The sequence below is a fragment of the Dellaglioa sp. CoH-55-MRSF-8 genome, from assembly GCF_056782195.1.
Window position 1 is genome coordinate 35,222 of record NZ_JBXAYH010000007.1, and the last position, 12,156, is coordinate 47,377.

The following is a 12,156-nucleotide window of genomic DNA, read 5'->3' on the forward strand; positions in this document are numbered from 1 at the left end:
ATGAAAAAGCAAATTTTGGTTGTAGATGCCTATAATATGATTGGTAATTGGCCAGAATTAAATCGATTGAAACAATCAGAGCGACTTGATGAAGCACGTGACTTGCTACTGCACAAATTATCAAATTATCATAAACAGATTGACTCTCGGTTAATCGTTGTCTTTGATGCAATGTATGTTCCAGGACTATCAAAGAGTTATACAAAATATGGATTAGAGATTATTTGGACAGCAGAGGGTCAGACGGCTGATAGTTATATTGAAGCAATGATAGGTGAGTTACAGACTAAACTCACACAGGTAACTGTTGCAACGAGTGATCAAGCAGAACAGTGGACTATTTTCTCACAAGGTGCATTAAGAATTCCTGCATGGGAGTTATACAAAGACATTAATGAATCTAAAAAAGAAGTTGCTCAACAAGCCAAAAAATATCAAACGGAGGCATCGGTTCGTCGTTCACCATGGGACTCAGAACAATTAGATAGTCTGGCTGAATTGCGTGATCACCTATCACATGACTAAGCAACTGTTGTAATCAGTCATTATGTTTGGTATATTGAAAAATGGAGACCCGGATATGGAGAGTCTACTTGTTAGATGAAACTTACCGGAGTACTGAAAACGAAACAGATTTTCAATTGATTTGCCAAATTAAATTAGGTGCAGAACATAAATTTGAACCGTTATTTGAACGATATCGTCCAATGGTTTATTCGATGATTCGTAAATACTATCTAAAATTATGGGATACTGAAGATTTTTTACAAGAGGCTAGAGCTGTTTGTTTTAAAGCATTAAAAAATTACCAACCGAACAAAGGAATTACGTTTGGACAGTATTTTAAAACCAGTCTATCGAATTGTATTTTTAGTTTAATTCGCAAACAATCAGCGACTAAAAGGCTGTCTGATGCGAACTCGCATTCTTTGGAACGATATGAAGAAACTTATGGTGAATGTGAACGGCCTTCGTTTTATTGTGAGATATTGGCAGATGACAGAATTATCCTTCAAGAAAAATTGGATGATTTTGAATTGAAATTGTCAGAGTTAGAAAGAAGTACTTTTGTTTTACTTTATTATCAAATGAAAAAGCCAGAAGAAATTGCGCTTATTTTAGAGTGCGATATGAAAAAGGTATTAGGATCTATCTCAAGGTGTAAGAGTAAGCTTGGGTTATTTTTTAAAGAAAATCGATAATTAGGAAAGAAAGAAAAGAGGGTGGTTCCTTTTTTCTTTCTTTTAATGTAAAATGAGTGTATTCTTTAAAAATGTTAGTCGAAGTTAGCGTTAGTTAACTTTACATTAAGGAGAAAAAGTCATGGCACAAAGAAAAGTAGCATTGGCTTGTATCGTTTGTGGCTCACGAAATTATATTGTAGCTGCAAAACCGAGCAGAACCGAACGCTTAGAAGTAAATAAATTTTGTAAATATTGTAATAAACATACGTTACATCGTGAAACAAAATAGGGGGATAGTTATGAGAAAAATTAATGCATTTCTTAAAAGTGTTATCGTAGAAATTAAAGCAACAACTTGGCCAACAGGTAAGGAACTACGTCGTGATACAACAACTGTTGTTGTAACTGCAATTATGTTTGCGATTTTCTTCTGGATTGTTGATTCAGGTGCTTCTGCATTCTTAACCCTATTTTCATAGAAGAATAGCTATTTAACTGATGTTTTGATATAATGACACAAGTGAGAAAACTTCGTTGATGCGGAGTTTTTTTTGTTTGAGAAAAATGAAGCTGATAATTTAAGGAGAGATATATATAATGGAATCAATCGAAAAAAGTTGGTATGTCTTACATACTTACTCTGGTTACGAAAATAAAGTTAAAACAAATATTGAATCACGTGCACAATCAATGGGTATGGAAGATTTTATTTTCCGTGTAGTTGTTCCTGAAGAAGAAGAACGTGAAGTTAAAAATGGTAAAGAAAAAACAGATATGAAGAAAACATTCCCTGGATATGTTTTAGTTGAGATGGGTATGTCAGATGAATCATGGTATGTTGTTCGTAATACACCAGGCGTAACTGGGTTCGTTGGTTCTCATGGGGCCGGAAGTAAACCAGCACCACTATTACCTGAAGAAGTAGAATTGATTCTTCGTCGTTTGGGTATGAGTGCTCGTCATCAAGAATTGGACATTGAAATTGGTGAATCTGTCACAATTATTGAAGGTGCATTTGCTAACCTTATCGGTAAAGTAACGGAAATTGATAATGAAAAATTAAAACTTAAAGTTGATATTGATATGTTTGGTCGTGAAACAAGTACAGAATTGAACTTTGATCAAGTAGATAAATTATTAGGCTAGGGTGATAACTCACAAAAGTAGAAGGTGATTTAATGACTAAGGGACTTTTGAAGATAGGCTTGTTAGGTCTAGGAGCAGGCACAAGTTTTTTCATTGGGAATAAATTTAGACGATTAGGGCATGTTTCAATTGATGCCTCTGATCCAATTGTACCTAGCGACAAGATGACCCCAACACTATTTGTTCACGGTTATAGTGGTAATCGACTTTCTTTTGGCCCAATGATTGCCCGTTTTGAACGAGCAGGCTATGGTCGTAAAGATATGGTTATCATAGTTGATGATAATGGTAGTTTACATGTTGAAGGTCAATTAAGATCTGCGCAACCATTCATTCAAGTTTTATTTAAAAATAATATAGCTCCTGTTGAAAAACAAAGCTTATGGTTACATTATATTATGCAATTTTTATATGGCGCTTATGCCATTGAAAAGGTCGATTTTGTTGGGCATTCAATGGGTAGTGTCAGTATATTACGCTATATGACAGAATACAGAGATATGACTGATGTCCCAATGGTGGCACATGCCATTTCAATTGGTGCACCATACAATGATCATAATGTAGCACAAAATACGCCTATCATTGAAGATTTATTTTTAACTGATAAAGGTCCAGTGGAAACGACTTCACTCTACCAGTATTTTGAAAAGGCAATGCAGCATCTACCGGAGAATTTACAATTTTTAAATATTGCTGGCGATTTGAAAAATGGCAATGATGGCGCTGTTTCCATTAATAGTGTTTTATCACTTCGCTATTTAGTTGAAAATCAGCTTAATTATCAGGAACTTATTGTGAGCGGTCGAAGAGCAGCACACAGATTATTACATGAAAATAAACGAGTTGATGAATCAATTTACACATTTTTATGGAAAAAGCATAAATAAGATTGCGTGGAACCCATCTGGGTGTTATATTATATTAGTATGTTCTGCATACAGTGGGAGGAGAAATTTATATCTCCATTTACCACGCACGGATTTTACAAGGAGGTATGTCACGTGGCTAAAACAGTAGCAAACGTCGTTAAATTACAAATTCCAGCAGGGAAAGCAACTCCTGCTCCACCGGTTGGTCCTGCATTAGGACAAGCTGGTATTAATATCATGGGCTTTACAAAGGAATTCAATGCACGTACAGCTGACCAAGCTGGTATGTTAATTCCCGTTGTAATTAGTGTTTACGAAGATCGTTCATTCGATTTCGTTACAAAAACACCACCCGCAGCAGTTCTTTTAAAGAAAGCTGCAGGCGTTGAAAGTGGTTCTGGCGAACCTAACACTAAAAAAGTTGCAACAGTAACTAGTGCTCAAGTTCAACAAATCGCTGAAACTAAAATGCAAGATCTAAACGCTTCAGGTGTTGAATCTGCAATGCGCATGATCGAAGGAACTGCACGAAGCATGGGATTCGTTGTAGAAGGTTAATTCCTAACTACAAACACGCTTCTCGGTCGGATACTCTATGAAAATAGATGTATCAAGTGGGAGGTTTATCCGTTAGACCACATATTGCAAGGAGGAAAATTCAAGATGGCTAAAAAAGGTAAAAATTATCAAGACGCTTTAAAACAAGTTGAAGAAGGTAAAAACTATTCAATTACTGATGCAATCGCATTAGCTAAGAAAATGGACTTTGCTAAGTTTGACGCTACAATTGAACTTGCTTACAACTTAAACTTAGATACAAAACAAGCAGACCAACAATTACGTGGGGCTGTTGTACTTCCAAATGGTACTGGTAAAGACCAAACTGTTGTTGTATTCGCTAAAGGCGATAAAGCTAAAGCTGCACTTGCAGCCGGCGCTGACGTTGTTGGTGATGATGACTTGGTTGAACGTATTTCTGGTGGCTGGTTAGATTTTGATGTTGCTATTGCAACACCAGATATGATGGCCCAAGTTGGACGTTTAGGCCGTGTCTTAGGACCTAAAGGTTTAATGCCTAATCCTAAAACAGGTACTGTTACAATGGACGTTGAAAAAGCAGTTTCAGAATCTAAAGCCGGCAAGGTAACTTACCGTACTGATAGAGATGGAAATGTTCATGTTCCAATTGGTAAAGTATCATTTGATGATGCAGCATTAATTGGTAACTTTGATGTTATCAACGATGTTATTGTTAAAGCTCGCCCATCATCAGTTAAGGGTGGCTATATCAAACATTTATCTGTTGCTACAACATTTGGTCCAAGCTTAAACTTGGCTCAAAACTAATATTAGATAATTAAATTTCTTTAGTTGACCCATATATCTAACTGTGTTAAATTTATGGAAGTCAATTAATTTATGATTCTACCGAAGACTCAGGTGGCGCAAGCCTTAATTTACCTGCCGAGGAGTGAAGTATTACTCTCTCTGTGTCTTGGTGGACACGGAGTTTTTTTATTGTAAAAAAGCTCTGACACGACTACAGGAGGTGAATCAATTATGAGTAAAGAATTTATCGCACAAAAAGCATTAATTGTGGATGAAGTAACTGAAAAATTCAATAACGCTGCATCTGCAGTTGTTGTGGATTACCGTGGTTTAACGGTTGAACAAGTGACTGCATTACGTAAGGAATTACGCGAAGCAGGCGTTGAAATGAAAGTTATCAAAAACAAGATTTTAGTACGTGCTGCTGAAAAAGCAGGGTATGAAGGTATGGAAGAAGTATTTTCTGGACCTACTGCAGTCGCATTTTCTAGCGAAGATGTTGTTGCACCTGCACGTATTATGGCTAATTTTGCTAAGACTGCTGAAGCACTTAGCATTAAAGGTGGTGTCATTGAAGGTAAAGTTGCAACGTTAGAAGAAATTAACGCTCTTGCTACATTACCTAGTCGTGATGGCTTACTTTCAATGTTACTTTCAGTATTACAAGCACCTGTTCGCAACGTTGCTTATGCAATTAACGCTGTTGCAGAAAGTAAAGACGAAGAACCTGCTGCTTAATACTTAGCATCTATGATCGGTACCTAAAGGTACACACAAAATCGTACACATAAAATGGAGGATACACACATGTCATTAGATACAGAAAAAATCATTGCTGATTTAAAAGAAGCAAGCATTTTAGATTTAAACGACTTAGTTAAAGCAATCGAAGAAGAATTCGGTGTTTCAGCTGCTGCTCCTGTAGCTGCTGCTGGCGCTGGTGCTGGCGAAGCTGCTGCTGAAAAATCAGAATTTACTGTTGAATTAACAGAAGCTGGCGACCAAAAAGTTAAAGCTATCAAAGCCGTTCGCGAAATTACAGGTTTAGGCCTTAAAGACGCTAAAGGTTTAGTTGATAACATTCCATCAGTTATCAAAGAAGGTATTTCTAAAGACGAAGCTGAAGCAATGAAAGCTTCTTTAGAAGAAGTTGGCGCAGTAGTTACTCTCAAATAATAATATTTTTATTTTTGAATAATTTTAAGCACGATGATTTCCAATTTATTGGAAATCATCGTGCTATTTTTTTGCAAAATGTTTGGTTATGTTAATAAATCGTGGTAAGGTATTTAAATAAACATATATCTGAAAAAATATTGAATAAAATGGACAAAATGTAGAGGGGGTAAGCTATAAACGAACATAATTAGAAGCGTCTATTTAAAGGATAGCGATAACTATTCCAATATTAGCGTTTGAAATCTCTTTAAAATTAGAAATTCGTCGAATTATTAATTAATGTTAAACTTTTTCTATATACATCATTAGTTATTTATTAATGTCCACAGTTTGGCATGATCACCAGCGCTTATTTAAAATTAGTTAGTATGTAGATAAAAGAGTTAATTTAGAAATAGTAACTAGATCGAAGCAAATTATTTTTATGGTGATGTTAGTTATTTTATACCAAATTTTACATAGACTACATTAATTTTATTAACGATATAGACTTTATTGTGAAATGAAGGTTACGTAGAACAAAAGAAAAAATAGTATTATATATTCCGGGGGGAGTATAAGTAACAAAAAATAAATCGGGGGATTCAAAAAATGAAAAAAATAATTAGTACGTGTAATGAATTTATTAAAAAAAGATTAACAGCAATTAAGCTTTTATTTGTTTTATCAGTTTTAATTTTTGTTATTATCCAAGTTGGACAAATATTTAAGGATATAAATGGTGAACAAGTTCAGCAAAGTTTTGAATCACAGTCAGTAAAATCCATTATATTAATGTTGGTAATTGGATTTATTGCTGTCCTTCCGATGATGATTTATGATTTTGTCATGGTTAAATTTTTACCAGAAAAGTATTCTTGGCGATACATTCTTCAAAGCGGTTGGATAACGAATACAATGACTAACATAGCAGGATTTGGTGGCCTACTAGGTGCATCACTTAGAGCTAATTTTTATAGTAAAAATGCGTCTAAAAAACAGGTGCTATTTGCTATATCAAAAATAGCATTATTTTTAGTTGCGGGTCTATCACTATATTGTTGGGTTTCTTTATTCATGATTTTTGGATTAAATATTGGACCACAATTCGGACAGTATTGGGTCTGGTTGTTATTAGGTGGCCTATATTTTCCAATTGTTTTTATTATTACAAAGACAAGAGATTCAGAATTTTTTGCAGATTTAACATTAGGTCGTGAACTAACGTTAATACTTGGCTCTTCCTTAGAATGGGGATCTGCTGGTTTATTTTTCATTTATATCGGATTTATGATGAATGTTGATACATCTAATTTAGTTGCTGTCTTCCCGTTATTTATTATCGCATCAATTATCGGTGTTATTTCAATGATTCCGGGTGGGTTAGGTTCTTTTGATGTCTTTATGATTTTAGGGTTACAAACATTAGGTGTACAGGATAGCACAGCTGTTATCTGGTTATTGTTTTATCGATTATTTTATTATATATTCCCATTCTTAGTGGGGGTATTATTATTCGTTAAAGATTCAGGACATCGTCTTAATGAGTACTTAAATGGACTACCAGTTATCTTACTCAGTAGAGTAGCACATTTTATACTTGTGTTATTTTTCTATATGACAGGTATCATCTTATTACTTGCTTCAACGGTTCCAGAATTTACATTTACTAATCCAATTATTAATTACTTATATCCTTATACCTTTTATTTCATTCATCAAATGAGTAATATTATACTTGCATTCTTAATGATTGGGATTGGTCGAGGTATTGAATCTAAAGTTAAACGTGTCTATTGGCCAATGATTATCTTTGTTGTCGTGGGTATTGCTAATACATTGTGGCATGATTTCTCAGTAACAATACTTATTTTCTTAACTATCATTCTCATTTGTGCACTATTATCTAAACCAATATTTTATCGTGAAAGATTTGAATATTCATGGGGCCGTTTATTAATTGATGGAAGTATATTTGCTGGAACATTCATTTTATACACAATCGTAGGATTCTATAACATGCCAGAATTCCACTTTAAGGGTAAAGTTCCAGATGTATTCTTATTTCCTTCAGAAAAGATATGGCTATCAGGATTCCTAGGTTTACTTTCTGCAGTTGTGGTGTTATGGATTGCATTTACGTACTTATCTGGTAAGGATAAACGATTTGGTAAGCAAGATTTTCCAGCAGATCGTGTTAAAAATGTAATTGATACTTATGGTGGTAATGAAGTCAGTCATCTTTCATTTTTAAAGGATAAAAATGTTTATTTCTATCAAAATGATGGACAGGACGAAGTATTTTTCCTTTATCAAAAAAAATCGAATAAATTAGTGGTTATGGGTGAACCTGTTGGTAATCATGAGTTTATTCGTGAAGCAATTAATCAATTTATTGTTGACGCAGATATTGAAGGATTAGAATTAGTTTTTTATGAAGTTGATGCGAAGTTAACAATGATGTTACATGAAGTTGGATTTGATTTCATTAAAACGGGTGAAGAAGGTTTTGTTAGAGTAGCTGAATTTGAATTGGCTGGTAAAAAAAGACGTTCTGAACGTGCTTTAATGAATAAATTTGAACGAGAAAACTATACATTTGCAATGATCGAGCCCCCTTATTCAAAGGAAACTATTCAAGAATTGAAAAAAATATCTGATAGTTGGCTGAATGGACAAGCTGAAAAAGGATTTTCTTTAGGATTTTTCGATGAATATTATCTTAATCAAGCGCCTATTGCTATTATTAATGATTCTGAGGGACATAAGGTTGCCTTTGCGACAATGATGCCAACCGGAAATAATAGGGTCTTATCGATTGATTTGATGAGATATAGTAGAGAAGAAGCGCCATCTGGTATTATGGATAAAATCTTTATTAGCCTTTTTCAACAAGCAAAAGAAGGCGGCTATGAATTATTCGATATGGGTATGGCACCATTGTCGAATGTAGGTGAATCTAAATTTAGTTTTGCGGAAGAAAAAATAGCTCATTTAATTTATGAATATGGGTATCATTTTTATGGTTTCCAGGGACTAAAGAAGTATAAAAATAAATATGTAACTAAATGGCAGCCAAAATATATTTCATTTAGGAAACGTAGTTCGATTGCCTTTACGTTATTACAGATTTTAGCAGTTGTAAATCAAAAAAAATCAGTAGATAAAAAGGATAGAATGCCTAGCCCTATAATGAAGTTTTTAATAAAGAATATTAGATAATATAGTATATTAAAAGGGTAGAGATATATATTATTTGAGACACCAAGACATAATTCCGGTAAAATATCGGAATTATGTCTTTTAATTTGCAAGAAATACGTTTGTTATGAAGCAAAAGAAACTCTAAATGTAGTGAACAAATAGTTAATTTAACGTACTTTTAGTCTGGAAACTGCGTATGATGATTGCTTTCTTACTCGATTATTTAGATATAAAAATGCCTCACAATTACTAGACTTATGTCTAATAATTGTGAGGCATTTCATTAATTAGTATTATCTTTTTTTAAACATATTTTTGATAGAGATTAATAAAAATGGCATATAGAGTAACCATAAATTTAAACGTTGCCACAAACCACGATAAGGAATTTTAAATTGTGAATCTGGCATAATTCTTGGATAAACAAATAAAAATTGAATTCCTAGTGAAATAATAAAGGCAACTAATAAAAGGGTTGTAATTAGTTTTTTACCTTGCTTTTGATAGAGTTTTAATAAAAAAAACATACTAATCAAAAGAGCGGTGTCGCCAATGCCTGACGAATAATTGTGGATCATACCCGTAATGCTTTGTGTATTTGATGTGAGTGCACGATCGAAAATTCCTGTTAAAAGACAATCGGTCATACTAAAAATAATTAACATAGCGGTAAACCAGCTGGCTAATTTTTTTGACGTACCTTTAAAATATTCATAGAAAGCTGGTGCTGAAAGTAAGAAAAGAAGTCCATTTATAACTTCCCAAACTTTAAATGCCATATGAGTTGGAACGCCAACTTCCCCAAAATCACTAATTAAATTAGTGAATTGCAAATAACCAGGTACAAATGGTGCTAATGCTAAAGGCAAAATCCACTCACTTATAACGGCAAGTGCCATTAAATAAAAACCATATTTCTTTAAAAAATTCATTATAGATCCCCAATTCTAATTATTTATATGATAATTTTATTATAACTTATTTAAGTAATAGTTGTTTACGAAAAGGCTAATTAAAAATGACACTTCTTAATTATAATTAAGATAATACCAAGATATATCGATTTAGATAGCCTTATTTTAGATATAATGATAAAGTGTTAACTAGTTTATGAACAATATTTTTGATATAATGGAAGTTAAGAAATTACAACAAATTGAAAGTAGGGTGTTACCTTGGATTCTGGTCCGGAAAATTATTTAGTGAATGTAATTGTTATTATCGCAATATTACTTTTGTCTGTGTTATTTACACTGACTGAGTATGCGTTGGTTCGTGTCCGTATTAGTGCATTGAAAGATATGTATGGGAAAAAGCCGCTTAAAAATATTAAGCGGGCTATTCATATGACGGAGAACCTAACGGAGTATCTGTCAACGGCCCAAGTTGGAATCACTTCAACTAGTTTGATTTTAGGTTGGATTGGTGAAAAAACAATAGCAGATGCGATTATACAATCAAATATATTACCCGCGGCTATGGCAAATGCTATTGCATCGGTTGCTGCAATTCTTATTTTTACTGTTATTCATGCTGTTTTTACTGATTTAGTACCTAAAAATATTGCAATTGCAGATCCATTGCCAGTATTATTATTTATTGTCCGTCCTATTATGTTTTTCCATATTGTGTTATACCCATTAATTTGGATTTTAGATCGTTCAGCAAATTGGATTACGCATTTGTTAGGTTATGAAGTTGAAAATGAAGAAGATATTTATTCGCAAACTGAAATTCTCTCATTATCTCGATTATCCGCAAATGCTGGTGAACTTGATGAAGAAGATTTAACATTCATGCGACGAGCATTTGATATGAATGATAAAGTGGCAGAAGATATCATGATTGACCGAACATCGATGGTTGCAGTAGACGTAGACGATTCAATTAGAAACGTTGTTAATTTATATTGGAGAACTAGATATTCAAGGTTCCCAGTTATTGCTAACAATGATAAAGATAAAGTTATCGGGTACGTTTATAGTTATGATTTATTGCGACAGGAAAAAATTGATAAGACAAATTTGATTTCAACAATTATGCGTGATATTCCGGCCGTTCAAGAAAATGCTGAAGTTCATAGTATTATGGATGTTATGGTATCTAAGAGAACACCAATCGTTATCGTCGTTAATGAGTATGGTGGGACTTCAGGGATTGTTACAGATAAAGATATCTATGAAGAATTATTTGGTGTTGTTAGAGAAGAATTTGATGATACGAATGACGATAATATAGTAGATATGGGAAACAATAAATTTAAAGTTTCAGGTAAAGTGACATTATATGATTTTGAAAGATATTTTGATACAACGCTTAAAGAAACGGAAGAAAGTGAAGCGGTGACGCTTACTGGATTTGTGCTTAATAATGACTCAAAATTTCGAGCTAATGATGAAATGAAAATTGCTAATTTTAATATTAAGGCATTGGACTATGAAAATGCTTATATTTCAGAATTTGAAGTAACTGTTTTACCAACAGATAAAAGAGTGATTAACAAAGTGAACGCTTAAAAAAATAGTATTTAGGGTTAGTTTTTAATTAGCTCTAAATGCTATTTTTTTTACTACATTACTGGTAAGGATTATAGCTTGCCAATTGGTAAAAGTAGTAACCATATTAATTTGAATCAAACGACTATTTCGAATTATTTAAAATGGTCACAATATCTGGTAGGAGGAGACAATTATGAAAAATAAAAGGAATATCAGCGCCATCTTATTTGGATTTGTTCCAATGATTATGGGAGTAGTTTTGTATCACAAATTACCCAATAAAATTCCGATTCACTGGAATATAGGTGGTAATATTGATCAGTATGGTGATAAAAATCTAGTTATTATTGGGTTCCCATTATTGATGATTTTAATCAATGTGGTGATAATGGTAATAGATAACACTAATCGTCAAAATAAGAAACTAGATACAGCTTTAATTTGGATTACGCCAATCTTATCAATACTTTTAGCAACAATGATATTTGCTACCGCGTTGGGACATCAGGTTAATATTATTAGCAGTGTTGCACTGATAGTGGGAACATTGCTGATCATCTTAGGAAACTATGCGCCTAAAACGGTTCCTAATAAATATACCAACTTTAGGATGAAGAAAATAACGCAGGATTCTAGTCATCGTGAGAAATTAAATCGTTTATCAGGTGTATGGATGGTCATTATAGGAATATTGATACTTTGTGCGGGAATAGTGGGAATGTTACTGTAATTGTAAAGTTAAAACTGTTAAATAAAAAATCCTTA

Annotated in this window: 14 protein-coding genes and 1 other annotated feature; of the genes, 13 read left to right on the forward strand and 1 reads right to left on the reverse strand. The window is 33.3% G+C overall.

Translation table 11 applies throughout. From position 1 onward, the window contains the following. From AC1RPW_RS06905 to mprF, 11 genes are all read left to right on the forward strand, one after another. Positions 1-525: an NYN domain-containing protein gene (locus AC1RPW_RS06905; protein WP_481761892.1), complete on the forward strand. Its 525-nt coding sequence runs from the start codon at positions 1-3 to the stop codon at positions 523-525. Between the two features lie 68 nt (positions 526-593). Then, entirely contained in the window at positions 594-1,202 is a 609-nt protein-coding gene (locus AC1RPW_RS06910; RefSeq protein WP_481761893.1) for an RNA polymerase sigma factor, read from the forward strand. 121 nt (positions 1,203-1,323) lie between these two features. Next, positions 1,324-1,473, forward strand: a complete 150-nt coding sequence (gene rpmG / locus AC1RPW_RS06915) for a 50S ribosomal protein L33 (RefSeq protein WP_057974231.1) — start codon at positions 1,324-1,326, stop codon at positions 1,471-1,473. Positions 1,474-1,483: 10 nt separating this feature from the next. Continuing rightward, positions 1,484-1,663 (forward strand): preprotein translocase subunit SecE, encoded by a 180-nt coding sequence (gene secE / locus AC1RPW_RS06920; protein ID WP_057974232.1) that lies wholly within the window; start codon positions 1,484-1,486, stop codon positions 1,661-1,663. Between the two features lie 115 nt (positions 1,664-1,778). Next, entirely contained in the window at positions 1,779-2,330 is a 552-nt protein-coding gene (nusG, locus tag AC1RPW_RS06925) for a transcription termination/antitermination protein NusG (protein WP_409022813.1), read from the forward strand. Positions 2,331-2,362: 32 nt separating this feature from the next. After that, positions 2,363-3,220: an alpha/beta hydrolase gene (locus AC1RPW_RS06930; RefSeq protein ID WP_481761894.1), complete on the forward strand. Its 858-nt coding sequence runs from the start codon at positions 2,363-2,365 to the stop codon at positions 3,218-3,220. 114 nt (positions 3,221-3,334) lie between these two features. Further along, positions 3,335-3,760 (forward strand): 50S ribosomal protein L11, encoded by a 426-nt coding sequence (rplK, locus tag AC1RPW_RS06935; RefSeq protein WP_409021537.1) that lies wholly within the window; start codon positions 3,335-3,337, stop codon positions 3,758-3,760. A gap of 105 nt (positions 3,761-3,865) precedes the next feature. Continuing rightward, positions 3,866-4,549, forward strand: coding sequence for a 50S ribosomal protein L1 (gene rplA, locus AC1RPW_RS06940; protein ID WP_409021536.1), 684 nt, complete (start codon positions 3,866-3,868; stop codon positions 4,547-4,549). 63 nt (positions 4,550-4,612) lie between these two features. Further along, positions 4,613-4,728, forward strand: a sequence feature (ribosomal protein L10 leader region). Positions 4,729-4,762: 34 nt separating this feature from the next. Next, the gene (gene rplJ, locus AC1RPW_RS06945; protein ID WP_481761895.1) at positions 4,763-5,269 is read left to right on the forward strand and encodes a 50S ribosomal protein L10; all 507 of its coding nucleotides are present in this window, start codon (positions 4,763-4,765) and stop codon (positions 5,267-5,269) included. A gap of 69 nt (positions 5,270-5,338) precedes the next feature. Continuing rightward, positions 5,339-5,707, forward strand: a complete 369-nt coding sequence (gene rplL / locus AC1RPW_RS06950) for a 50S ribosomal protein L7/L12 (RefSeq protein ID WP_409021534.1) — start codon at positions 5,339-5,341, stop codon at positions 5,705-5,707. 594 nt (positions 5,708-6,301) lie between these two features. Further along, positions 6,302-8,911 carry a bifunctional lysylphosphatidylglycerol flippase/synthetase MprF gene (mprF, locus tag AC1RPW_RS06955; protein WP_481761896.1) on the forward strand — a complete coding sequence of 870 codons (2,610 nt, stop codon included), beginning with the start codon at positions 6,302-6,304 and terminating at the stop codon, positions 8,909-8,911. 275 nt (positions 8,912-9,186) lie between these two features. Here the strand turns inward: mprF and AC1RPW_RS06960 are convergent, their stop codons facing one another. Further along, complete coding sequence (locus AC1RPW_RS06960) at positions 9,187-9,825, reverse strand: DUF998 domain-containing protein (protein ID WP_481761897.1); 639 nt, start codon at positions 9,823-9,825, stop codon at positions 9,187-9,189. Between the two features lie 243 nt (positions 9,826-10,068). On the opposite strand from AC1RPW_RS06960, the gene AC1RPW_RS06965 reads away from it, so the two are divergent. Together AC1RPW_RS06965 and AC1RPW_RS06970 are read left to right on the forward strand one after the other, a co-directional pair. After that, a complete protein-coding gene (locus AC1RPW_RS06965; protein WP_481761898.1) occupies positions 10,069-11,409 on the forward strand; it encodes a hemolysin family protein in 1,341 nt (446 codons plus the stop codon). Between the two features lie 175 nt (positions 11,410-11,584). Then, positions 11,585-12,121, forward strand: coding sequence for a DUF1648 domain-containing protein (locus AC1RPW_RS06970; RefSeq protein ID WP_481761899.1), 537 nt, complete (start codon positions 11,585-11,587; stop codon positions 12,119-12,121). Positions 12,122-12,156 lie beyond the last annotated feature (35 nt).

Bases quoted from the DNA above. Each gene is read 5' to 3' on its own strand.
- AC1RPW_RS06905 (WP_481761892.1), top strand. From the start codon at position 1: ATGAAAAAGCAAATTTTGGTTGTAGATGCCTATAATATGATTGGTAAT.
- rpmG (WP_057974231.1), top strand. From the start codon at position 1,324: ATGGCACAAAGAAAAGTAGCATTGGCTTGTATCGTTTGTGGCTCACGA.
- secE (WP_057974232.1), top strand. From the start codon at position 1,484: ATGAGAAAAATTAATGCATTTCTTAAAAGTGTTATCGTAGAAATTAAA.
- AC1RPW_RS06930 (WP_481761894.1), top strand. From the start codon at position 2,363: ATGACTAAGGGACTTTTGAAGATAGGCTTGTTAGGTCTAGGAGCAGGC.
- rplA (WP_409021536.1), top strand. From the start codon at position 3,866: ATGGCTAAAAAAGGTAAAAATTATCAAGACGCTTTAAAACAAGTTGAA.
- rplJ (WP_481761895.1), top strand. From the start codon at position 4,763: ATGAGTAAAGAATTTATCGCACAAAAAGCATTAATTGTGGATGAAGTA.
- rplL (WP_409021534.1), top strand. From the start codon at position 5,339: ATGTCATTAGATACAGAAAAAATCATTGCTGATTTAAAAGAAGCAAGC.
- mprF (WP_481761896.1), top strand. From the start codon at position 6,302: ATGAAAAAAATAATTAGTACGTGTAATGAATTTATTAAAAAAAGATTA.
- AC1RPW_RS06960 (WP_481761897.1), bottom strand. From the start codon at position 9,825: ATGAATTTTTTAAAGAAATATGGTTTTTATTTAATGGCACTTGCCGTT.
- AC1RPW_RS06970 (WP_481761899.1), top strand. From the start codon at position 11,585: ATGAAAAATAAAAGGAATATCAGCGCCATCTTATTTGGATTTGTTCCA.